Source organism: Nocardiopsis gilva YIM 90087 (assembly GCF_002263495.1).
In the GTDB taxonomy this organism is placed as follows: Bacteria; Actinomycetota; Actinomycetes; order Streptosporangiales; family Streptosporangiaceae; genus Nocardiopsis_C; species Nocardiopsis_C gilva.
In genome coordinates this window covers 572,689-595,493 of the sequence record NZ_CP022753.1, presented here as the reverse complement: position 1 = coordinate 595,493, position 22,805 = coordinate 572,689, and the positions used below count along the sequence as shown (strand labels likewise).

Annotated in this window: 20 protein-coding genes; 12 read left to right on the top strand and 8 right to left on the bottom strand. The window is 69.3% G+C overall.

The features are described from left to right. The first annotated feature begins 132 nt into the window (after positions 1-132). Positions 133-2,532, top strand: a complete 2,400-nt coding sequence (locus CDO52_RS02990; RefSeq protein ID WP_026126387.1) for a penicillin-binding protein — start codon at positions 133-135, stop codon at positions 2,530-2,532. 218 nt (positions 2,533-2,750) lie between these two features. Here the strand turns inward: CDO52_RS02990 and CDO52_RS02985 are convergent, their stop codons facing one another. Beyond that, positions 2,751-3,206 (bottom strand): GatB/YqeY domain-containing protein, encoded by a 456-nt coding sequence (locus tag CDO52_RS02985; RefSeq protein WP_017621627.1) that lies wholly within the window; start codon positions 3,204-3,206, stop codon positions 2,751-2,753. A 154-nt stretch (positions 3,207-3,360) separates the two neighbouring features. On the opposite strand from CDO52_RS02985, the gene CDO52_RS02980 reads away from it, so the two are divergent. Beyond that, positions 3,361-4,269 carry a metallophosphoesterase gene (locus CDO52_RS02980; protein WP_017621628.1) on the top strand — a complete coding sequence of 303 codons (909 nt, stop codon included), beginning with the start codon at positions 3,361-3,363 and terminating at the stop codon, positions 4,267-4,269. Positions 4,270-4,357: 88 nt separating this feature from the next. Further along, a complete protein-coding gene (locus CDO52_RS02975; protein WP_017621629.1) occupies positions 4,358-5,116 on the top strand; it encodes a helix-turn-helix domain-containing protein in 759 nt (252 codons plus the stop codon). Here the strand turns inward: CDO52_RS02975 and CDO52_RS02970 are convergent. Beyond that, a complete protein-coding gene (locus tag CDO52_RS02970; RefSeq protein WP_017621630.1) occupies positions 5,044-5,448 on the bottom strand; it encodes a VOC family protein in 405 nt (134 codons plus the stop codon). The two genes, CDO52_RS02975 and CDO52_RS02970, sit on opposite strands and share 73 nt — an antisense overlap. 10 nt (positions 5,449-5,458) lie before the next feature. Then, entirely contained in the window at positions 5,459-5,728 is a 270-nt protein-coding gene (locus CDO52_RS27145) for a hypothetical protein (RefSeq protein ID WP_152471880.1), read from the bottom strand. Positions 5,729-5,861: 133 nt separating this feature from the next. Here CDO52_RS27145 and CDO52_RS02965 point away from each other — a divergent pair, with 133 nt between their 5' ends. After that, positions 5,862-6,872, top strand: coding sequence for a ScbA/BarX family gamma-butyrolactone biosynthesis protein (locus CDO52_RS02965; RefSeq protein WP_017621632.1), 1,011 nt, complete (start codon positions 5,862-5,864; stop codon positions 6,870-6,872). A gap of 56 nt (positions 6,873-6,928) precedes the next feature. Here CDO52_RS02965 and CDO52_RS02960 read toward each other — a convergent pair whose 3' ends face one another. The 4 genes from CDO52_RS02960 to CDO52_RS02945 form a co-directional block, all read right to left on the bottom strand. Beyond that, complete coding sequence (locus CDO52_RS02960) at positions 6,929-8,377, bottom strand: MFS transporter (protein WP_017621633.1); 1,449 nt, start codon at positions 8,375-8,377, stop codon at positions 6,929-6,931. A gap of 211 nt (positions 8,378-8,588) precedes the next feature. Then, a complete protein-coding gene (locus tag CDO52_RS02955; protein WP_017621634.1) occupies positions 8,589-9,320 on the bottom strand; it encodes an HAD family hydrolase in 732 nt (243 codons plus the stop codon). 96 nt (positions 9,321-9,416) lie between these two features. Continuing rightward, a complete protein-coding gene (locus CDO52_RS02950) occupies positions 9,417-10,115 on the bottom strand; it encodes a hypothetical protein (RefSeq protein WP_017621635.1) in 699 nt (232 codons plus the stop codon). Positions 10,116-10,182: 67 nt separating this feature from the next. Continuing rightward, positions 10,183-11,175 (bottom strand): aldo/keto reductase, encoded by a 993-nt coding sequence (locus CDO52_RS02945; protein WP_026126388.1) that lies wholly within the window; start codon positions 11,173-11,175, stop codon positions 10,183-10,185. A gap of 380 nt (positions 11,176-11,555) precedes the next feature. Here CDO52_RS02945 and CDO52_RS02940 point away from each other — a divergent pair, with 380 nt between their 5' ends. The 7 genes from CDO52_RS02940 (at position 11,556) to CDO52_RS02910 (ending at position 17,576) form a co-directional block, all read left to right on the top strand. Beyond that, complete coding sequence (locus CDO52_RS02940) at positions 11,556-12,566, top strand: beta-ketoacyl-ACP synthase III (protein ID WP_017621637.1); 1,011 nt, start codon at positions 11,556-11,558, stop codon at positions 12,564-12,566. 67 nt (positions 12,567-12,633) lie between these two features. After that, a complete protein-coding gene (locus CDO52_RS02935; RefSeq protein WP_017621638.1) occupies positions 12,634-12,873 on the top strand; it encodes an acyl carrier protein in 240 nt (79 codons plus the stop codon). Continuing rightward, on the top strand, positions 12,873-14,102 hold the full coding sequence (locus CDO52_RS02930; RefSeq protein ID WP_017621639.1) for a beta-ketoacyl-[acyl-carrier-protein] synthase family protein: 1,230 nt from the start codon (positions 12,873-12,875) through the stop codon (positions 14,100-14,102). Before CDO52_RS02935 ends, CDO52_RS02930 begins: the two co-directional genes overlap by 1 nt. A gap of 84 nt (positions 14,103-14,186) precedes the next feature. Further along, the gene (gene fabG, locus CDO52_RS02925) at positions 14,187-14,891 is read left to right on the top strand and encodes a 3-oxoacyl-ACP reductase FabG (protein ID WP_017621640.1); all 705 of its coding nucleotides are present in this window, start codon (positions 14,187-14,189) and stop codon (positions 14,889-14,891) included. A 49-nt stretch (positions 14,892-14,940) separates the two neighbouring features. Beyond that, positions 14,941-16,542 carry an acyl-CoA carboxylase subunit beta gene (locus CDO52_RS02920; protein ID WP_017621641.1) on the top strand — a complete coding sequence of 534 codons (1,602 nt, stop codon included), beginning with the start codon at positions 14,941-14,943 and terminating at the stop codon, positions 16,540-16,542. Further along, positions 16,539-16,739 carry an acyl-CoA carboxylase subunit epsilon gene (locus CDO52_RS02915; protein WP_017621642.1) on the top strand — a complete coding sequence of 67 codons (201 nt, stop codon included), beginning with the start codon at positions 16,539-16,541 and terminating at the stop codon, positions 16,737-16,739. Before CDO52_RS02920 ends, CDO52_RS02915 begins: the two co-directional genes overlap by 4 nt. Positions 16,740-16,823: 84 nt before the next feature. Then, positions 16,824-17,576 (top strand): thioesterase II family protein, encoded by a 753-nt coding sequence (locus tag CDO52_RS02910; RefSeq protein WP_017621643.1) that lies wholly within the window; start codon positions 16,824-16,826, stop codon positions 17,574-17,576. A gap of 41 nt (positions 17,577-17,617) precedes the next feature. Here the strand turns inward: CDO52_RS02910 and CDO52_RS02905 are convergent, their stop codons facing one another. Beyond that, on the bottom strand, positions 17,618-18,442 hold the full coding sequence (locus CDO52_RS02905; RefSeq protein ID WP_017621644.1) for an AfsR/SARP family transcriptional regulator: 825 nt from the start codon (positions 18,440-18,442) through the stop codon (positions 17,618-17,620). A 298-nt stretch (positions 18,443-18,740) separates the two neighbouring features. On the opposite strand from CDO52_RS02905, the gene CDO52_RS02900 reads away from it, so the two are divergent. Further along, positions 18,741-22,685 (top strand): type I polyketide synthase, encoded by a 3,945-nt coding sequence (locus CDO52_RS02900; RefSeq protein WP_094932189.1) that lies wholly within the window; start codon positions 18,741-18,743, stop codon positions 22,683-22,685. The last annotated feature ends 120 nt before the right edge of the window (positions 22,686-22,805 follow it).

Genomic DNA, 22,805 nt, shown 5'->3' with positions numbered 1-22,805 from the left:
TGCGACGATTGGTACGGCGCTGGATGATTCGGGTGGGTGGGCGTGGTCGCCGCGGATGGCCCCCTCCGCTCCCCCGCCCACGTACGACGTGATGCCGACCGCACATAGTCTGATGGGGTGGGTCAGGGGACATTGCTGCAGAAAATCGGTCAGCTTGTAGGCGTTGGGGTCGTCGCCGGAGTGCTCGTCGCTGCGCTCGCGTTACCCGCGGTCGGTGGGCTCGGCATCACCGCGCGCAACGTTGCCACCGGCTTCCTCAACATGCCGGGGGAACTGGAGACGCCTCCCCCGCCTCAACGTTCGGTCATCTACGACCGAAATGGGAAAACCATTGCGGAGATCTACGACCAGAACCGGGAGCTGGTCAAGCTCGACGACATGGCGCCGGTCATGCAAAAGGCCATCATCGCCATCGAGGACTCGCACTTCTACGAACACGGCGGGATCGACCTCGTCGGAACCTTCCGCGCCGCGCTGCGCACGCTCAGCGGCAGTACCCAGGGCGGATCCTCGCTGACGCAGCAGTACGTCAAGAACGTGCTGGTCGAAAGCGCCACGTCGCAGGCCGAGCAGGAGGAGGCCACCGAGACGTCGATCTCCCGCAAGGTCCGCGAGCTGCGCTACGCCGTCGCCTTGGAGCAGCGCGTCAGCAAGGAGGAGATCCTCGAAAGCTACCTGAACATCGCCTACTTCGGCGACGGAGCCTACGGCGTGGAATCGGCCGCCCAGCACTACTTCGGCGTCAGCGCCGATGAGCTGAAGCTGGAGCAGGCCGCCGCGCTCGCCGGTGCGGTGCGCTACCCCTACCTCTACAACCTCCGGCTCAACCCCGAGGACGCCAAGGCCCGCCGCGACGTCGTGCTGGACCGCATGGTGCAGACCGGGGAGATCACCAAGGAAGAGGGCGAGAAAGCCAAGGCCAAGGGCCTGGATCTGGACGTCAACACGCCCAGCAACGGGTGCATGCCCAGCAAGCAGCCCTACTTCTGCGACTACGTGGTCCAGGAGATCGAGAAGAGCGAGAAGTTCGGCAAGAACGAGACCGAGCGCGCCCGCTGGCTGCGCACGGCCGGTCTGAAGATCCACACGACGCTCGACGTCGACATGCAGGAGGCGGCGCAGAAGGCCGTCGACAAGTGGGTGCCGCGCAAGAACAAGTCGAAGAAGGTCGCGGCGGAGGTCCTGGTCGAGCCGGGCAGCGGCGAGATCCGCGCGATGGCGCAGAGCCGGAACTACGGCCCCGACGAGTCGAAGCTCGGCGAGACGTCGATCAACTTCGCCACCGACATGAACCGGGGCGGCAGCAGCGGCTTCCAAGCCGGATCGACCTTCAAGCCGTTCACCCTGGCCGCGGCGCTCGACCAGGGCAAGAAGTTCAGCACCTCGTTCAGCTCCCCCGGCAGCACCACGATCACCGGGCAGCGGAACTGCGACGGCGGACGGCTCCAGCCCTGGCCGGTGAAGAACGCCGGCGACACCAAGGGCGGCGCGACGCTCGATATGGCCGGCGGCACCAAGGGCTCGGTGAACACCTACTTCGCCCAGCTGCAGAAGAGCGTCGGGCTGTGCAACGTCATCAACATGGCGGAGAAGCTCGGCGTGCACCGGGCCGACGGCGAGTCGTTCGACAACCCGCGGACCCAGGCGAACAACTCCTTCACCCTGGGCAGTGAGGAAGTCTCGCCGCTGACCATGGCCAGCGCCTACGCCACGTTCGCCTCCGGTGGCGTCCGCTGCAAGCCGCAGGCCATCACCAAGATCGAGGACCAGCAGTCCGGCAAGACGATCAAGATCGAGAACGACTGCGAACGGGCCATCGACCAGGACGTCGCCGACGGCGTGAGCTACCTGCTGCAGCAGACGTTCAAGGGCGGGACCACCACCGGGCTGGACATCGGCCGGCCAGCGGCGGCGAAGACGGGCACCACGGACGGCTCGGCCGCCGCGTGGTTCGCTGGGTTCACGCCGAACCTGGCCGGCTCCGTGTTCGTCGGCGACCCGCGCGGTCCGCAGAACCACCCGCTGCGCAACGTCAAGCTCGGCGACCGCACCTACGGCGTGGTCTACGGCGCCACGATCCCCGGCCCGATCTGGCAGGAGACGATGCGCGGGGCCGCGAAGGACCTGCCGAAGGAGAAGTTCCCGCCGGCGCCGAGCAAGTTCGGCTCCACGTCCGAGGACTCGTCCAAGGACGACGACGGGCCTGGAACGACCCCCACGAGCAACACCGCCGACGAGGGGGGCGTTCCCAACGTCCTGGGACAGCCGGAGAACGCCGCGGTGCGGGCGCTGGAGGACGCGGGCTTCAGGGTGAACGTCTCCACCACGCGGATCCGCTCACCGCATCCGGAGGGCAGTGTCGCCGCAGTCAACCCTGACCCGGGCACGTCGCTGCCGCCGGGTGCGACGGTCAACGTGTTCCTCAGCAACGGCACGGGCTCTGACCGCGCCACGACCGTCCCCGACGGCAACGCCTGGCCGCCGGGAACCGGTCCGGTGATGGCCCCCGCGATGGGCCGCGAGGGCACCTAGTCGCCACGACAAAAGGGCGGGGTGGCTCCGTGGACACGGAGCCACCCCGCCCTTTCGCATCCCGGGCAGAGGTCGACACCACCCCATTCGGCGGCATCGGAAGCGACGCCACCGGCGACGGCCGGTCGGGGCCCTCTCCGCCACAGACCACGCGCTCGGGCCCGTGTACGGGGCGCCGATCCGCTGCACCGCCAGCGGCCGTTACCGTCGCATCGGTGTCACGCGCCCAGCTGCTTCTTCACTTCAGCGGCCACCCGGCCGCCCTCGGCTCGACCGGCGACCTTGGGGTTGACGACCTTCATCACCTTGCCCATGGCCTTGACGTCGCTCGCCCCGACCTCCGCGATGGCAGCGCTGACCAGCTCGGTCAACTCAGCATTGGTGAGCTGCGCGGGCAGGTACTCGGCCAGCACCTCACCCTCCTCGCGCTCGGCCGTCGCCTGCTCCGGACGGCCGCCCTTGTCGAACGCGTCGGCGGCTTCGCGGCGCTTCTTGGCCTCGCGCGTGAGCAGCTTGATGATCTCGTCGTCGCTGAGCTCGCGTGCGGAGCCACCGGCCACCTCTTCGGTGGACAGGGCGGTCAGCACCATGCGCAGCGTCCGGGTCCGCAGCTCATCGCGCTCCTTCATGGCGGCGGTGAGGTCGGCTTTCAGGCGGTCTTTGATTTCGGCCATGCAAGAGATCATAGAGTCCGGAAGCCTGAGCACCCACGTCTTTTCCGGCGATGCCGTGGACGGGGCGCTCCGCACAGCGGGTGACGGGGACGGTCTGTCCACGTTCCCGCATCTGGCACCATCACATATGCGGACAGTCAGGAGGGGCGTACGGGTGAGCGGTCTGGGGAAAACCATCGGCCGGGCGGCGGCCATCACCACGGCGGTGGGGGTCGCGGGGTTCGGCTATGCCTCGGTCATCGAACGCAACTGGTTTCGGCTGCGGCATTATGAGATCCCGCTGCTGCCTGAGGGCGCGCGGCGACTCCGCGTTCTGCACCTGTCCGACGCCCACCTGACGCCGGGCCGCCGGATGCTGATGGACTGGATCCGCGGCCTGGACGACTACCGTCCGGACCTGGTCGTGAACACTGGCGACTCCCTCGGCCACCCGGACGCCGTCGAGCCGTTCATCGACGCCCTGGGCCCGCTGCTGGACCGCCCGGGCGCGTTCGTCTACGGGTCCAACGACCTCTTCTCCCCCCGCCTGAAGAACCCCGCCCGCTACCTGTGGCGCGACAGCAAGACCGACTACGGCGAGCGCTCCGTCCCGGATCTCCCCTGGGAGGACCTGGGCGCGGCGATGAGCGCGTCGGGGTGGCTCGACCTGAACAACGGCACGGGATACCTCAAGGCGGGCGGCCTGGACATCGCGTTCGGCGGCGTCCACGACTCCCACATCGACATGGACCGCTACGACGACATCGCGGGTCCCGCCGACCCCACCGCCGACCTGCGCCTGGGCGTGCTGCACTCACCCGAGCCGGCCAACCTGGACCGCTTCGAGGCCGACGGCTACCAGCTCCTGCTGGCCGGGCACACGCACGGCGGCCAGATCTGCATGCCGTTCTACGGGACGCTCGTCACCAACTGCGGCATCGACCGCCGACGGGCCTGGGGACTGAACCGCTACGGCGACGCCTGGCTCCACGTATCGGGCGGTCTCGGCACGTCCCCCTATGCCCCCGTGCGCTTCTGCTGCCGCCCGGAGGCCAGCCTGATCGACCTGGTGGCACGCGGCTAAGCGCAGACCGTCATCGGACGGGCAAGCCCAGGGCAGGAACGAGAACCGCCCCTCCTCACCACCGCTGCCTCCCTGTCACACTGGTCCCATGTACCGGGAACGGCGCTCACGGGTCCCCAGGACGGTCCTGTGGCGGGGGAGGGCCGACGGTGCCGACGAGGCCGAGCAACGCGTCCTGCCGGACGGCTGTATCGACCTGATCCGGGTCGACGGCACCCTGCTGGTGGCCGGGCCGGATACGGCGGCGCATTCGGCGGTATGGCGGCCGGATCACGACATCATCGGGCTGCGATTCGCCCCCGGAACCGGCCCGACCATTGTGGGCGTGGCAGCACATGAGCTGCGCGACCAGCGGATCCCCCTGACCGATCTGTGGGGGTCGGCGCGCGCCCGAAGACTCACCGATCTCATCGCCGCTTCATCGAACCCGGCAGCCACGCTGGAGGACATCGCCCTCCAGCGACTTGACGATGCCGTTCCTCCGGATCCGGAGCTCTCCGCGATCACCGACCTCGCTCGTGCGGGCGCGACGGTCACCGAGACGGCACGCACGCTCGGCCTCGGCGAACGCCGCCTGCACCGACGCTGCCGGTCCGCCTTCGGCTACGGCCCCAAGACACTGTCGAGGATCCTGCGGATGCACCGGGCACTGGCGATGGCCCGCACGGGCGTCCCGTGGGCGACGACGGCGGTGACCGTCGGATACGCCGACCAGGCCCACCTCACCCGGGAGGTCACGGCCCTGGCCGGGGTCGCACCGACGGTTCTCGTCCCTCACCCACCGGGCGCGGACAGCGGGGCGAACAGATCGACACTGTTGCCGTCGGGATCGCCGAGCACGGCGTAGCGCTGCCCCCAGAACGCGTCCCACGGCTCCGTACGCCCCTCGTACCCCGCCTGGACGAATTCGGCGTACACCCGGTCGACCTCGGCTGGTTCATCACAGCAGAACGCCAACGCCACCCCGGGCCCGCCCCGGGGCGCGGTCCAGTCCGGATCGAAGGAGCGAACGGTCTCGACGGTGTCCCACGCCATCCGAAGCCCTCCGGGAAGCTGAGCTTCCACGTGCGGCTGGGTGTCGGCGGACTCCGGTATCGCCAAGCCGAGCCGACGGTAGAAGGCCAGGGACCGCCCCATGTCGGCGACGACCAGTCCGATCAGATCAAATCGAGGTGCCATGCCCATCACGCTAGGAGCGTGCGCCGCACGGCGTCTTGAACAAATCGGACAGCGCCATGTCCCCGGCCCAGTCAATGGCGCGCATCCACGCGTTTCCGAACACGGGCCGCGCGAACCGCGCCGGCCCGAGCCCGACATAGACCAGAGCGGCCACAATAACGGCAAGCCAATTCAGTTCACCAAAAATAGCTAGGTCCACTATTTCCCCTCGAAACCAATGGCGCAGCACACGCGACAAAGTATCCGCTGGCCATAGGTGCACTTCAATGACCGCGGTCATCGGCTTCCACCCGCGACCCCGCAGCGCGCCCGCACGACCCCCGGAGTACGACATGATGCGCGTATGAGCTGGGCGCTAGGGAGGTGTGCGAGCGTTTCACGAGCCCCAAGAGTCGTGAAAAAAGGTGGATCAATTGAGTATCGCGGTCGAGGCCGATAGGGCACCGGACGTTCTTTCGGAGCTGAACTTCGCTCACACTGTGGACAAGCAGTTGGTGCATCGTCGAGCCCTTTCCGAGGTGTTCCTGACGGACAGCTCATTGATCGACGAATCGCGTTTCGTGGCGGCGGCCCAGCTACCGCCCTCCCACGCGTACTACACCGACCACACGACGCCCAATGCGATTGATCCGCTGTTGCTGCTGGAGTGCTGCCGGCAGGCCGAGACCCACGCGGTGCACGCGCACTTCGGCGCCCCGATCGGGACCAAGTTCGTGCTCCAGGAATGGTCGATGGACCTTCCCGGACTCGCCTCGATGGACCCCGTCCTCGGCCCCACCGCAGCGGTGGTGTCGGTCGACACCCACGATGCCCGATGGCTCGGCGGCGAACTCCGGAGTCTCGCGTACCGGATGCGGATTCGTGTGGGCGACCAAAGCGTGGGGGAGGTGAGGATGCGCGTGAAATACGTAGCGGACGACGTCTACGCGATGTTGCGGGGGCGGAGGAACGACGGCCCCCTGCCGACATCGGACGCCTACCGCGCGACCGCCGTCCCGGGGCTCGCGGCGCCTGGACGGGTCGGCCGAAGGCGCGAGGAGAACGTGATCCTGCTGGATCCGGCCGCCGATGAGCACGGTGTCCAGGCGCGCCTTCGCGTGGCCGGGGGGCACCCGAGCCTGTTCGACCACGCGCAGGACCACGTGCCGGGGATGGTGCTGATGGAGGCGGGACGCCAGATCAGTCTGCTGGCGGCCGAGGAATTCACCGGGGTCCCGGCGGAATCATGGTACGTGTCCGGGCTCGACGCGTCGTTCGGCGCCTATGCGGAGCTCGATGCCCCACTCATGGTGCGGGCGAGCCGCCCGGAGCGGTCCGCGCGGGACGCGGAGTTCACGGTTCGGGTGACGTTCGAGCAGGACGAGCGCGCTGTCGCCACAGCCGTGTTCACCGGAGCGCGGGGAGAGGGCGGGGAACGCCCATAGCCACGACGGTCCGGGCCGCGCACCGGTGCGCGGCCCGGACCCGACGGTCAGGCGTCCTACCCGCCCGACTGGTCCAGATCCCGGTCGCGGACCATGGTGAAGATGGCGATGGACCCGGCGAGCGCGACGCATGCAAGCAGCACGTACACCGTGGTCCAGCCGTGTTCGAGACCCAGCACCGCGCGGTGGGCGAGCTCCGCGCCTCCCGCTTCGCGCACGGAGTCCAAGCGGCCTTGGACGACGTCGTCCGCGATCGCCCCACTGTCGGCCGCACCGCCCAGCCCCTGCCGTGTGGAGGTGAGCAGCAGACCGGCCACACAGGCGACACCGATCGTCTCGCCCGCCACGCGAAGCGTGTTGAACATGCCCGACGCCATGCCGCTGCGTTCCGGCGGCACCGAGCTCACCGCCGCGTTGTCCATGACACCGAAGGCGAGGCCGATACCGATGCCCGCCACCAACAGGGCGGCGAACAGCGCGATAGGCGAGGAGACCGGGTCGGTCAGCGTCATCAGCAGCAGCGCGGCGGCGAGAACGGCCGGGCCGATGGCGAGCAGCATCCGCACGGACAGCCGTTTGACCAGCGCGCCGGAGAACAGGGGCAGGATGAACACGGGCAGCGTCAGCGGCAGCAGCATCGCGCCCGACACCGTGGAGCTGGCTCCACCCACGCCCTGGAAGTACGGCGGCAGGTAGACCAAGAGGGCGGCGAACGCGAAGACGATGCTCACCGGCTGCCAGATGATCGCGACGAAGGTGGGTCGGCGGAGCAGGCTGAGGTCGAACATCGGCTCGGAACTGCGAAGTTCGACGAAGACGAAGGCCGCCAGGAAGACTGCAGCACCGGCGAAGGAGCCGAGTGTCGGCGCCCCGGCCCAGCCGTGGGAGGGGCCTTCGACGAAGCCGAGCGCGAGCAGCATCAGGGCGGCGGTGAACGTCAGCACACCGGGCATGTCGATGCGCCGGGCTCCGGGGTTCTTCGACTCCGACAGCGGCCACGCCAGAACCAGGACGACCGCGCCGAGCAGGACATTGACGAGGAAGACGGCGCGCCAGGACGCCGCCCCCACCAGCAGGCCGGAGACGAAGGGGCCCATCGCCAGGCCGAAGCCGATCGAGGCACCGAAGATACCGAAGGCCCGGGCGCGCGCGGTCCCGGTGAAGGTGTGGGCGAGCAGTGCGGAACCGCTGGTCAGCACCGCCGCGGCACCCATGCCCTGGACGAAGCGCGCCACGTCCACGAGCCAGATGGACGGTGCCGTGCCCGCGACGAGCGACGCCAGGGCGAAGACCGTCGTGCCAGTCAGGAACAGGCGGCGGCGCCCGAAGAGGTCGGCGGCGGAGCCGGCGGCCAGCATGAAGGCCGTGAACGCGACGTTGTAGGCGTTGAGCACCCACTGGGTGGACGCCGCGGAAGCGTTCAGCGCGCCGGACATGTCGGCGAGGGCTACCCCGGGACCGGTCACGGAGATCGGCAGCATGACAGCGGCCAGGGCGATGGCCACCAGGACGCGGGTGGGGTTGACCGGAGCCCGGTCCGCGGCACAAGGGTGCGGTTCTTTCCCACCAGTCGCGCGGGCAGGTGTATCCGGGGTCCTCGGGGATTCGTGGAGGTCTGAGTCGGTCGGTGCGTTAGCCATCAGTACAAGTTCATCCTGTGTTCTGTGCTGGGGACGGTCCGGAGCCGGAGGAACGGCGGGACAACGGCGGTGCGGGTCAGGACGGGAGGGGCGACCCATTGACGGGCGATTCGGCGGGCCGCTCCGCCAAGAGCGGCTCCGCGCTCCGCAAGAGGGCGCCGAGTTCGGCGAAGGACGCGACCTGCGCGTCGATGAAGGGGGCGAACGGCGCGACATCCGCAGGCGTGAAGACCTGGCCGCGCATCAGGGCGGTACGCACGCCCGCGATCTTGGCCGCCCGCAGCGCCAGCGGGGAGTCGTCCACGAGCATCACCTGCCCGGGATCCGGCTCTCCTTCGGCGGCCAGGAGCGCTGTATAGGAGTGGGAATCGGCCTTGGAGGCATGGCCGAGCGGCACGAAGTCCTCGGGGCCGAACAGCCCGTCCAGCAGCGACCGGCGCGCGGTGGTGCGGTCCATCGTGGAGAAGACCCGAAGTCTCCTTCCCCGGGCGCGCTGCTCCGCGCAGAAGCGCTCCACGCCCTCGCTCAGGGTCATCCGCCGTCCCGCGGCGGAGATGAGTGACCGCAGGGCCTCGATCTCGGTGTCGAGATGCTGCTCGATCCCGAGTCCGGCGAACAGCGCGCGCAGGCTGTCGCGTTGCGGGAAGGTGCTGATGGCCTTGAACTGCGCGGCCGTGGCCTCGAAGGGAAACGCGGTGTGTCGGTTGATTCCCTCGTGCAGGGCGTGCAGCAGCAGTTCGGAAGCGTTCAGGCTCAGGACTCCGTCGAAGTCCAGCAGCAGGGTGTGCGGGGAAGCGACGTGGTCCACGGCGTGACTCCTTGTGAGGTTGGGAGGCGGGACTGGGGCCGTCCTGGGGGGCGCCGACCCGCCCGGGGAGCGTGGCGGGTCGGCGGTCGGGTGGGCTCAGCCGCGCCAGACGGAGTGGGCGGCGGCCTCGGCGTCGAGCGTGCGCAGGAGCCCCTCGTCGATGGCGTGCAGCGAGTCGACGATGTGGCGGGCTCCGCTCTCACGCATCAGCTGCGGCTGGAAGCTGTGCTCGAAGGAGCTGGGGTGGCCGATGAACGGAATCTCCAGTGCCTTGGCGACCTCGGCGACGCGGGCCACGTCATCGATGAACAGCACCTGGTCGTAGTCCAGCCCGAAGATCTCGGTGGTGATCTCGCGCAGCCCCGGACGGAAGTCGTTGGTGCAGACGTACCCGGGGCCGTCGAAGAGGTCGGCGTGCTCGCCCAGGTAGTGGTCGAAGTGGGACTTGCTCAGCCCGCCGTAGCTGACCGTCTGCAGCCCCAGGGAGCGCAGGCGGCGCAGGAGGTCGATGGCACCGTCGAGGAGCTGGACCGGGTGATCGCGAACGTACTCCTCGCGCTCCTTGAAGTAGACGTCGATCGCCTCTTGAGCGGTCCACGGGACGCGTGCCGCGTTTGCCATCCCCTGACCGCCCACCAGCTGTGGCTGGGAGAAGATACTCCGCTCGACGTCGGCGGTGTACTCTCCGCCGCGGCTGACGATGAAGTTGTAGATGACCGGACTGAACGTGTCGTTGAGCAGCACGCCGTCGATGTTGACGGCGGCCAGTTTCAGCTGCTCCAGCTTGTCTGCCATAGGGCTTCCTTGTCACGTACGGGCAGCGCGCGCGGCGCTGGGGAACAGGTCGGGGTAGCGGGGCCTGTCAGAAGCCGACGGTCGCCATACCGGCCGGGTCGTACCGCTCGCCGGACACGGAAGTGCGTGGAACCGCGGCCGACACCGCGGCCAGCTGCTCATCCGTGAGCTTCAGATCGGCCGCGGCGACGTTTTCGGACAGGTACTTCGTCCTGCGGGTTCCGGGGATGGGGACGATGTCCTCGCCTTGGGCCAGGAGCCAGGCGAGAGCCAGCTGGACCGGGCTGCAGCCGTAGCGGTTGGCGAGTTCCCGCACCCGCTCGACCATCCCCACGTTGCGGGCGAGGTGCTCCCCCTGGAAGCGGGGGTGGGAGTGCCGGAAGTCCGTGGGGTCGAGATCCTCGGGGCGGGTGATGGTCCCGGTCAGGAAGCCCCGGCCGATCGGCGAGTAGGCGACGAGGGTGATGCCCAGCTCGCGGGCCACGGGCAGCACCTCGTCCTCGACCTCGCGCGTCCACAGCGAGTACTCGGTCTGGAGCGCGGCGATGGGGTGGACGGCGTGTGCCCGGCGCAGGGTCTCGGCGGTCACCTCGGACAGGCCCAGGTGGCCGACCTTGCCCTCCCGCACAAGCTCGCCCATCGCCCCGACCGTCTCCTCGATCGGCACGTCGGGGTTGCGGCGGTGGAGGTAGTAGAGGTCGACGTGGTCGACGCCCAGCCGCTGCAGCGAGGCGTCGATGGCACGGCGGCAGTGCTCGGGGCTAGAGTCGATCTCCCGGCCCAGCCGCGGGTCGCTCTCGTTGCGTTTGAATCCGAATTTGGTCGCCAGGACCACCTCGTCACGGCGCCCGGCAACGGCCCGGCCCACGAGACGCTCGTTGTGGCCCTTGCCGTACATGTCGGCGGTGTCGAGGAAGTTGACCCCGGAGTCGAGCGCCGCCTTGAGGGTCTCCAGGCTCTGGGCCTCGTCGGTCGGCCCGTAGAACTCCGACATTCCCATACAGCCCAAACCAAGGGCGGAGACCAGCGGGCCGTTCCTGCCGATCCTACGTTGCTGCACTTTTCTCCTCGTGCTCGTTGTTGCGCTTGGTTCGCGTTATCCGGCCCGGCACCCATGCCACCCCACACCGGTGAGTCACTGCCTCGATGGAATGCCATTCCGGCCACTGCCAATCCTTACAGAGCCCGCTTCTGCGCCACTCATGCCGCACTCACGGCGCACGTGAGTTCCCCGTGGGCAGGGCGTGGGATTCCAGTGAGAGAAACCGGAGGCGCCATTGCCATAGTGAAATGACCGATGCGTTCCGGGCAGTCCAGAGATTGGTTTGCGAGGGCACGTCGGCGACAGCGAAACAAGCCCGGGAGGAATGACGCCGTGACGACAATGGGGGACAGGATCAGGACCGTGGAGGGGCTTCGGCGCTCTGACGGAGGCGCCCTATGAGCGGTACGGACCGGGCGGCTGTCGTCGCGGGCCTGGGCGTCTGGGTTCCCCCGGGCGTCGTCACCAATGACGCGCTCGCCCAGCAGTTGGACACCTCGGACGAGTGGATCCGCAGCAGGACGGGGATCGGCCGGCGGCACATCATCGCTCCGGGCGAATCCTCTGGTGACCTGGCGGTCGAAGCGGGCCGCCGGGCGCTGAAGTCCGCCGGCACGGACCACGCCGATGTGGTGGTGGTCGCGACCAGTACGCCGGACCGTCCGTGTCCCGCCACCGCGCCCGAGGTCGCCAGCCGTCTGGGGCTCACCGGGGTCGGCGCGTTCGACGTCGGTGCGGTGTGTACGGGGTTCGTCTACGCACTGGGGGTCAGTGCCGGACTCATCGAATCGGGGTTCGCGAGCACCGCCCTGGTCATCGGGGCGGATACCTTCTCCACGATTCTGAACCCCTCCGACCGGGCGACACGGGCGGTGTTCGGGGACGGCGCGGGCGCCGTTGTCCTGCGCGGCGGAGCACCGTCGGAGCACGGCGCGCTGAAGGGCCTGCACCTGGGCAGCGACGGGACGCGGAGCCGCCTCATCGAGGTCGCCGCCGGCGGGTCACGTCAGCGCTCCACCGGACTACCCCCGGACGAGGCCGACACCTACTTCACGATGGAAGGCCGGGCGGTATTCGCCGAGGCCGTGCGCCACATGACCGCATCCGTCCAGGAGACGGCCGACCGCCTCGGCTGGGCGACCGCCGACATCGACAAGGTCGTCCTGCACCAGGCCAACGCGCGCATTCTGGCGGCGATCGCCGAACGCATCGGCGTGGGGTCGGAGCGGTTCCCCTCCAACATCGACCGGGTGGGGAACACGGTGGCCGCGTCGATTCCCCTCGTCCTCGCAGACGCGAATTCCTCGGGCGAACTCCAAGCCGGCCAGAAAGTCGTGCTCGGCGGATTCGGCGGTGGACTCTCGTGGGGGTCGGTCGGCCTGGTATGGCCAGATATTTCCACATGCTGAACACCCGCATGGAATTTTCGAATCCACGATTCCCTTCACCCATCTCAATTCACCAGGAGTGACAAATATGCAGGAAATCACCAAGCGAGTCTCGACCGTCCTCTCGGATCAGTTCAAGGTCAAGGCGGACACTATCGGGGCCGACGTGGAACTCGGCGCGCTGTCGTTCGACTCCCTCATGCTGATCGAACTGGGTCTGGTTCTCGACAAGGAGTTCGGGGTGGTGATCGGCGACGGTGAGCTCACCGAGGAGCACACCATCGACGACCTCGTCGAGCTCCTGGTGTCCAAGGGAGCGGCGGCCTGATGGCGGTGAGCAGCGGCGACATCGCCGTCACCGGCCTCGGACTGGTCACCCCCGCCGGGATCGGCGTCGAGGAGAACTGGGAGCGGGTGCTGTCCGGGCGGTCCTGCGCGACGCCGGACGGTGCGCTCGGCGACCTGTCGGTCGACTTCTCCTGCAGGGTGCCGGGGTTCGACGCGGCTGAGCTGCTGGGGGGATTCGCCTCCTGGCAACTGGAGCGGTTCGTGCAACTGGCCCTCGTCGCCTCCCGTATGGCGGTCGAGGACGCCGGGTGGGATCCGACGTCGTGGGACGGCACCCGGGTGGGGGTAGTGCTCGGCAACTCGCTGGGCGGAGCGGCGACGTTCGAAGAGCAGCACGGCGCACTCCGCGACAGCGGCCCGGCGAAGGTCTCCCCCCTGTTGGTGACCAAGTACATGCCGAACATGGCCGCCGGATACGTGGCGATGGACTGCGGGGCCCTGGGGCCCAGCCTGGTCACCGCCACCGCGTGCGCGTCGGGCGCGACGGCCGTCGGCACGGCGCGGGACCTGCTGCGGGACGGGGTCTGCGACATCGTCCTGGCGGGTGCGACCGAGTCCGCGCTCACCCCGACGGTGATGGCGGGGCTGTGCAAGATGGGGGCCCTGTCCAAGTCGCGGGACGCGCCCGAGCATGCCAGTAAGCCCTTCGACGCTGAGCGGAACGGATTCGTCGCCGCTGAGGCGGCCGGGGTGTTGGTCCTGGAACGAACGGCCGATGCCCGGGCCAGGGGTGCGGCGATCCGCGCGACCGTCAGCGGCTACGGAGCCTCCTCCGATGCCCACCACGCCACCGCCCCTGACCCGGACGGACAGGGCATCGAGCGGGCACTGCGTGCCGCCCTGGCGGACGCCGGGGTGGAACCGGACGACGTCGACCATGTCAACGCGCACGGCACCGCGACTCCGATGAACGACCTCATCGAGGGGCGGATGCTCAGCCGTGTGTTGGGCCGAGGGCCCGCTGTCACCTCGACCAAGGGCGTCACCGGGCACTCGCTGGCGGCGGCGGGCGCCATCGAGGCGGCCTACACGGTGCTGGCGGCGCAGCACGGCGTCGTGCCGCCGACGGCGAACCTGAAGAACCTCGACCCCGCGCTCGGCCTGGACGTCGTCGCCGAGGAGGCGCGCACGGTCCAGGTGAACGTGGCCGTCAGTACGTCTCTAGGGTTCGGCGGCCACAACGCCGCTCTCGTATTCACCCCGGCGTAGGAGCCGGGATCCCACCCCCGGTCCCCCCGGACCGGGAAACGCGCACGGCGCCCCGGTGGCCCGGGCCCGTGAAAGGAGGAGTCGATGAACCGCTCGGTCTTCGTGACTGGAGGCAGCCGCGGAATCGGTCTGGCCGTGGCCCGGGCCTTCGCCGCGGACGGGGACAAGGTGGCGGTGTGCCACCGGTCCGGCAATCCGCCCGAAGGGCTGCTCGGCGTCAAGGCCGACGTCGCCGAGCCCGCGGAGGTCGAACGTGCCGTGCGGGAGGCGGAAGCCGAACACGGGGCGGTGGAGGTGCTCGTGGCCAACGCCGGGATCACCCAGGACACCCCGCTCCTCCGGATGAGCGACCAGCAGTTCGGCGACGTCCTGGCGACCAACCTGACCGGGGCGTTCAACGCGGTCCGCACAGCGGTGCGGAGTATGCTTCCGGCCCGGCGGGGACGCGTGGTCCTGCTCTCGTCGGCGCTCGGCTTCCTCGGAGCGCCGGGCCAGACCAACTACGCGGCGTCCAAGGCCGGGTTGATGGGGCTGGCCCGCTCCCTGGCGTGGGAACTGGGAGACCGCGGCATCACCGTGAACGTCGTGGCGCCCGGAATCATCTCCACCGACATGACCGCCGCTCTCTCGGAGCGGCGCATGGACGACGTCATGCGGATGACCCCGCTGGGCCGCCCGGGGACGGTCGACGAGGTGGTGGCCGCGATCCGCTTCCTGGCCAGTGAGGACGCCAGTTACATCACCGGCGCGGTACTTCCGGTCAGCGGCGGGCTGGGCATGGGGCACTGATGTCGGCCCAGGCGTACCGCTACGAAAGGAGAACGGGAGAGTGCCACCGATGGCGGAAGTGAACGGCGCGGCGCTCGACGCGCCCCGCGGGACGGTCGAGGAGTCCTGCCTACGGGATCGGGCGCGGGAACTGCACGCGCTGAAGCGCTCGGTGTACGAAGGCGATCCGGCGGCGGCCGAGCGGCAGCGCGCCAAGGGCAAGCTGACCGTGCGCGAGCGCTTGGACCTGCTGCTGGACGAGGGCTCCTTCACCGAGATCGAGCCGCTGCGCCGCCACCGGGCGACCGGATTCGGACTGGAGGCGCGCCGTCCGCACACCGACGGTGTCGTCACGGGGTGGGGCACGGTCCACGGCCGCCAGGTCTTCGTGTACGCCCATGACTTCCGGATCTTCGGCGGGGCACTCGGCGAGTCCCATGCCGAGAAGATCCACAAGGTCATGGACCTGGCGATCGCGGCCGGGGCACCGCTGGTCTCGCTCAACGACGGCGCTGGAGCGCGTATCCAGGAGGGGGTCTCGGCGCTGGCCGGATACGGCGGCATCTTCCAGCGCAATACCAGGGCCTCGGGCGTCATTCCGCAGATCTCCGTGATGCTCGGCCCGTGTGCCGGTGGCGCGGCCTACTCCCCGGCGCTAACGGACTTCGTCTTCATGGTCCGCGACACGTCGCAGATGTTCATCACCGGCCCTGATGTGGTGCGCGCCGTGACCGGAGAGGAGATGACCCAGAACGGCCTGGGCGGCGCGGACGTGCACGCCGAGACGTCCGGTGTGGCCCACTTCGCCTACGACGACGAGGCGACCTGCTTGGAGGAGGTGCGGTACCTGCTGTCCCTGCTCCCGGCGAACAACCGCGAACTGCCCCCGCACGAGCCCGCCGAGGATCCCGCGGATCGGCGGTGCGAGGAGCTGTCGGACCTGGTCCCGGTCAGGGGCAACCAGGCGTACGACGTGCGCCGGGTCATCGAGGAAATCGTCGATGAGCACGAGTACCTGGAAGTCCACGAGCGGTGGGCGCCCAACGTGGTCTGCACGCTCGCCCGCCTGGACGGCGGTGTCGTGGGCATCGTCGCGAACCAGCCCGCGAGCATGGCGGGGGTCCTCGACATCCACTCCTCGGAGAAGGCCGCCCGTTTCGTGCAGATGTGCGACGCCTTCAGCATCCCCCTCGTGACCCTTCTCGACGTCCCGGGCTTCCTCCCCGGCGTCGACCAGGAACACGGCGGCATCATCCGCCATGGCGCCAAACTCCTTTACGCCTACTGCGACGCCACGGTGCCCCGCATCTCGGTGGTGCTGCGCAAGGCGTACGGCGGAGCGTACATCGTCATGGACTCGCGCTCGGTCGGCGCTGACCTCGCCTTCGCGTGGCCCGGCAACGAGATCGCGGTCATGGGGGCCGAGGGTGCGGCCAACGTCATCTTCCGCAGGCAGATCGCCGCCGCTGACGACCCCGACGCCATGCGCGAGCTGATGGTCAAGGAGTACAAGGCCGAGCTGATGCACCCCTACTACGCCGCGGAGCGGGGACTGGTCGACGATGTCATCGACCCCGCGGACACCCGCTCCGTGCTGATCCGCTCGCTGGCGATGCTGCGCGCGAAGCACGCGGATCTGCCGTCGCGCAAGCACGGGAACCCTCCGACATGACGGCGGACACGTCCCTCGTGGTGGTCCGGGGCAACCCGGATACGGCCGAGCTGGCCGCGCTGACCGTCGTCCTGACCGCGGTCCTCAGGGGCTCCGCCGCCCCGGCGCCCGCACCGGCCCCCGCCCCCGCCCCATGGAGCGACTCTCGCCGGTCGCCCGGCCGGTCCGCGGGCTCCTGGCGGTGCCGGGGCACCTGACCACCACCGACCCGGCACCGTGCCCCCGTGCCGCTCACCGTCGATCCGTCAACGCGAGCCCGAGAGCCCCGGAGTGCCCTCCTCATGACGTCGCGCCCGAACCACTGGACCGAAGTGCTGCGCCCCGCGCCGCGACCCGACAGCCGCCTCATCGTCTTCCCGCATGCGGGCTCGGGTGCCTCCCGCTACCTGAGGATCGTGTCCGACCTGCCGGAGGACGTGGAGTCGGTCGGTGTGACCCTGCCCGGGAGGGATAGGCGCGCGGGAGAGTCGCCGCGCACCACGATGGCCGCCGCGGTGGCGGCCATCCGCGCGGAACTGCACGCGTTCCCTCCCCGCCCCACCGTCTTCTACGGGCACAGCATGGGGGCGCTCCTGGCTCTCGCCACCGCGCACGTCAGCGCGTGTGACGGCGTGGTGGCCAGCTGCTCGATGCCGGGCACGCGGGGCTACCCGGATCCGCGGCGGGTGTCGTCTCCCGAGGGGATGGCCGAGATCTTCGCCCTGCACAAGCTGCCCGGCGACGCACTGCAGGCTCCCGGTCTCAGTCGCGCCCAGCAGACTCTGGCCCACGACCTGTCACTCACCGCGGAGGCGCTGGGGGCGGTCGACCATCTGCGCCTCGGCGTGCCGCTGACCGCGCTGGCCGGAACGGATGACCCGCTCATCCCCCCGGACGTACTGCCGCTGTGGGCCACCTTCACGTCCGGCGCCTTCCGGGAGCGGCTCGTCGATGGCGGACACTTCTTCCCCTTCGCCCCCTTCGGGCACGGCGTCCTCGTCGACGAGCTTTCCGCCTCCCTCGCGGTCGCACGATCGCACTTCGCGGTCGGGTAGGGGCGCACCCACACCTCCCGACCGGCTCTCGATCGGTCCGGTCAGGCCCGGACCAGCTCCGTCCTGCCTGAGACCCGCTGCTCCAGGGCGTCGTCGAAGTCGGCGTCGCAGCTCAGGATCTGCTGTTGCAGGGTCCGGAGCCGCGGCGAGGGCTCCAGTCCGAGTTCGTCGATCATCGCGGCACGCAACTCCTGGTAGACGGAGAGCGCGTCGTTGCGCCGTCCGGAGAGGCAGAGGGCTAGGATCAGGTACTCGTACAGCACCTCGTCGTACGGGTTGAGCGCCGCCAGCGCGTGCAGCTCACCAATAACTTCGGTGTACCTGCGCAGCCGGAGATCCAGCGCGACGCGCTGAACCAGAATCGACTTGCGTTCCTCCTGAAGCCGCCGAACGTGCGACTGCAGTACCGGGCCGGCCGGGACGTCGGCCAGTGGCGCGTCCCGCCACAGGCTCAAGGCGTTGTTCAGCTGGGCTGAGGCCTCCGCCAGGTCGCCCTCGGCCTCCGCCCGGCCCGCCGCGGCGACGAGCCCGCGGTGGCGCGACACATCGAAATGATCCCCCGGTACGGCCAGCCGATACCCCGTGGGCTCGGTGATCAGCACCTTCTTCGGGAGAGGCACCGCGGGGGCCTGGTCCTGTGCCAGGCCTAGGCACTTGCGGATCTGCATCACACAGTTCTGGATCCCGGTAGACGCGCTCATAGGCACGTCCAGCCCCCACAGCTCGCGCTCGATGGTCGCGCGCTGCACCACCCGGTCACGGTTCAGGACGAGCAGAGCCAAGAGCTTCTTGGCCTTCAGCGGTGTCGGGACCACTGATACATCGCCCACCGTCACACGCAGAGGGCCGAGCACTCGAGCGATCATCCGTCCTCCTCTCTCGCCAGCGGACGGACACTAACGAGCCAGCATCGCGTCCAGGCACACTCGCGCTCATCAAATTATGGACAACAGTACATTAATACGCTCCAGAACATCCATCGTTCAAAAATAGTCGCTGAATCCATCACCCCAACTCCAGCACCCTTCCCAAGAAGATACCCACTGACCTGGGATAACGATGAACCGTGACATCCCGTTGACCCTATCCACGCACAGGGCTACTGGACACCAAAGTTGTCCTTCGGTTTACTTTTGAATCCCGAACTAGGCACATGAGGGGTTCGTGAAGCACAGCGACATGTCCGAGATCGCCGTAGTCGGCATGGGATGCAGGTTTCCTCGCGCGAACGGAGTCAGCGAGTTCTGGGACCTGCTGGAGAACAACATCGACGCCGTCACGCTCGTCCCGGAAGACCGTTTCGACGTACGGTCGCACCACACCTCCTCCCCGGGCGAACCTGGCAAGACCGTCTCCCAGCACGGGGGATTCATCGACGACCTGTACGGATTCGACGCCGGCTTCTTCGGTATCTCCGCGCGTGAAGCGCAGACCATGGACCCGCAGCAGCGGATCCTGCTGCACGTCGTCTGGGAAGCGCTGGAAGACGCCGGGATCGTCCCGTCGTCTCTGGCAGGCAGCCGCACGGGCGTCTTCGTGGGGCAGGCGACCTCCGACTACGCGGACGTCGCCGACCCCGCCGGGATCCACGACGTGCACGGCATGGTGGGAAGCCGCCTCAGAGCGGTGACCGCGGGACGCGTCTCGTTCGCGCTCGACCTGCGCGGACCGAGCCTCATGGTGGACACCGCCTGCTCCTCGTCACTGGTGGCGGTGCACATGGCCCGGCAGAGTCTGCTGACCGGCGAGAGCGACCTCGCCATCGCCGGGGGCGTCAACGCCATACTCTCGCCATCCGACGCGATCGCCTACTCGCAGGGGGAGATGCTCTCACCGGACGGCCGCTGCAAGTTCGCCGACAGCTACGCCAACGGCTTCGTCCGCAGCGAGGGGGTCGGCGCCGTCGTTCTCAAGCGCCTGTCCGACGCGGTGCGTGACGGTGACCCCGTCCTGGCCGTGCTCCGCGGCAGCGCGGTGACCAACGACGGCAAGGGCAGTGGGCTGCTGCTGCAACCGGCGGTATCCGGGCAGGTCGAGATGGTCCGCGCGGCGTGCCAGAGCGTCGGCGTCACGCCTTCGCAGCTGGACTACGTCGAAGCGCACGGCACCGGTACCCAGGTCGGCGACGACGTCGAACTGCGCGCCCTCGCCGAGGCGGTGCGGGCCGACGCATCCTCCTCCCGCCCGCTGCGGGTCGGCTCCGTCAAGACCAACATCGGCCACGCCGAGGCCGCGGCGGGGATCGCCGGGCTGATCAAGGCGGTACTGATCGCCCAGCACGGCGTCATTCCGGCGTCGCTGCACCTGAGCAATCCCCACCCTCTCCTCGCCGACGACACGGTTCCCATCGACGGCGTCGCGCACAACACCCCCGTGGAGCCCGCGGGGCCGACCGCCGTCCTGGGCGTCAGTTCCTTCGGCCTTTCGGGAACCAACGCCCATGTGATCGTCGGCGAGTACGCGCCCGACGCCGTCTCCGAGGCGCCGTCCCGGCAGCCCGATGACGGCACCCGGCCCTCTCTGCTCGTTCTCAGCGCGCGGACCTCCGGATCCCTGCGCCGACTGGCCGAACGCTACGCCGCGTTCCTCGAACCCGGGGGCACGGGACGCGACGTGGCGCTCGGGGACATCTGCCATGCCGCCGCCCGGCAGCGCGAGGCGCATCCGTACCGCCTCTGGGCGGTGGGGAGGACGCACGACGAACTCGCCGCCACGCTGCGCGCCTTGGCCGCCGACGAGGAGGTCCCGGACGGCGGCATCGGCCGCGCGCCGTTCGGCGCGGACCGCAGGATCGCCTTCGTCTTTCCTGGACAGGGTTCGCAGTGGATCGGCATGGGGCGGCACCTGCTCGCCACCGACGCGGTGTTCGGCCGGGTCATGGCCGAATGCGACGCCGCCATCAAGGAAGAGCTGGGGTGGTCGGTCATCGAGCTGCTGACGGCCGACGGCGAGGAGTTCCCCTCCGACGTAGCGGTGGTGCAGCCGCTGCTGTGGGCCATGGAGGTGTCGCTGGCCACCCTGCTGCGGGACAGGGGCATCGAACCGGATCTGTGCCTGGGGCACAGCATGGGAGAGGCCGCGGCCGCCTGCGTGTCCGGAGGACTGTCGCTGCGCGACGCGGCCGCGGTCATCTGCAGGCGGAGCAGACTGATGCAGGGGCTCGCGGGACACGGGGCGATGCTCGCCGTCGAGCTCAGTGCGGACGAGGCGGACCGGTCCGCCGCTCCCTATGGTGACGTCGTGGGCGTCGCCGCCGAGAACGCACCGCGTCTCACCGTCCTCGCCGGCGACCCCGAAGCGCTGCGGCACCTGGCCGAAGGGTTCGAGGACGCGGGGGTCTGGTGCCGCTTCGTCAAGGTGAACGTGGCCTCGCACTCCCCAGGCGTGGAGGCGCTGCGCGAGTCATTGCTCGCGGATCTGCGCGACCTCGTGCCCGTACCGTCGGAGATCCAGATGTTCTCCTCCGCCCGGTGTGCGCCGCTCCAGGGGACCGAGTTGGATGCCGCGTACTGGATGGACAACCTCCGAGAGCGCGTGCGCTTCGTCGGGGCAGTCCAGGCGATCGCTAAGGAGGAGACGGTCTTCGTCGAGGTCAGTCCGCACCCTGTGCTGGTCCAGTCCCTGACGGAGACCCTGGACGGGCAGGGGGCTCCGGCCTCCGCGGTGGCGACCCTGAAACGCCGGCAGGACGAGTACGAGAACATCACGCGGACGCTGGGCCGGGTGTTCACCCTCGGCGGCCGAGTCGACTGGGGCCGCTGGTTCTCCGGCCCCGTGCCGCGGGTGCGACTTCCGCTGTACGCCTGGGACACACAGCAGTTCAGGCGGGAACCCGCCCGGGCCGCTGCCGTGCCACCCGAGCTGGTACGCGAGATCGGCCTCCGTGAACTGGGCCTGGACGACTTCGGCGCCGGGGTGCACGCGCGAGGCGGAACGATCGTGCCCCCGGTGGTCTACGTCGCGGCCGTTCTCCATACGGCGAGCGAGCTCGTGGGCAACGGACCGTGCGTCGTGGAAGACGTGGAATTCGGCGATCACCCTCTGGACCTGGCGCGGAGCCGCGATGCCGCCGTTCGGGTCACGCTCACGCCCACGACTCGGCCGGGGGTGTTCCTCTTCGCCGTCACCGCGCGTCCGGCCGCCAACGGGGCGCATGAGGGCCAGCCGTGCCTGGCTGGAAGGGTCCGCATGGCCGACACAGGCGGAGGCGCGCGACCCGACGCGGAACCGGCGGAGAAAGAGGCCCGGCACGGCCTGCGGCTGCTGGACTCCTACCTGACACGGTGCACGGAGTACGTACCCGCGGCGGAGTTCTACCGTCGAACCGAGGCAGGCGGATTCACCATCGACCACGCTCTGCGCACCGTCGCCCAGTTGTGGCGGACGGATGGGCAGGCCGTCGCGCGCATGGCCCCCTTCGGCGGCGCGCGGGCGGCGGCGCTGGAGGCGGGACTGCTGGTCATGCTCGCGGCGTGGCCGCACTCTCCGGGTGACGCCGCAGCGGCCTCCGCGTACGTACCCGTCTCGTTCGGCCATGTCCGTATCGCCGAAGAGGCCGACATGGACCAATGTCACTGGGCCATGGCCCGCTTCACTCCGGAAAACGGCGTGGCGGCCGCACCGGAGTACGCGCACTGCGATGTCGCACTGATGACCGCGAACGGGAAGCAGCTGGCGGAGTTCCGCGATGTCAGGATGCGCCGAATGGCAGGAGCGGCCGGTACGGCGCTGGCCACAAGCGTTCCGGCTCCCGCCGCGCCGGCCACCACCATGTGGCCGATGTCCGAGACGTCGACGCGAGACACCCCCGTCCCTACCGTCCCGGCGCCCCGGCAGGCGATGGCCTCCCCGAGCCCCGCTCCGGCTTCCCCGCCCATGGCTCGCACGCCGGATGACGTCCTGAAGCAGGTCGCCACTGTCCTCGGTGTCTCGGTGTCCCGCATCGACCAGGGCCAGCCACTGCGTGCTCTTGGTCTGGACTCGCTCCTGGCCACGGAGCTCAGGGTGTGCCTCCACCGATCCCTCGGGATCGCGGTGAGCTCCCAGCGCCTGCTGGGCGGTGAGCCTGTGCGGGACATCACCCGATCCCTCGCCGATCAGCGCAGGTGACGTGGGGCTTGTACGACAGGTGGCATGTGGCGGGCGGGAAGGGACCGACCTGAGCCGATCCGCCACACCCAACACCCAAAGCCAAAGATGCACTGTAGTATAAGTATTGAGTAACCGGGG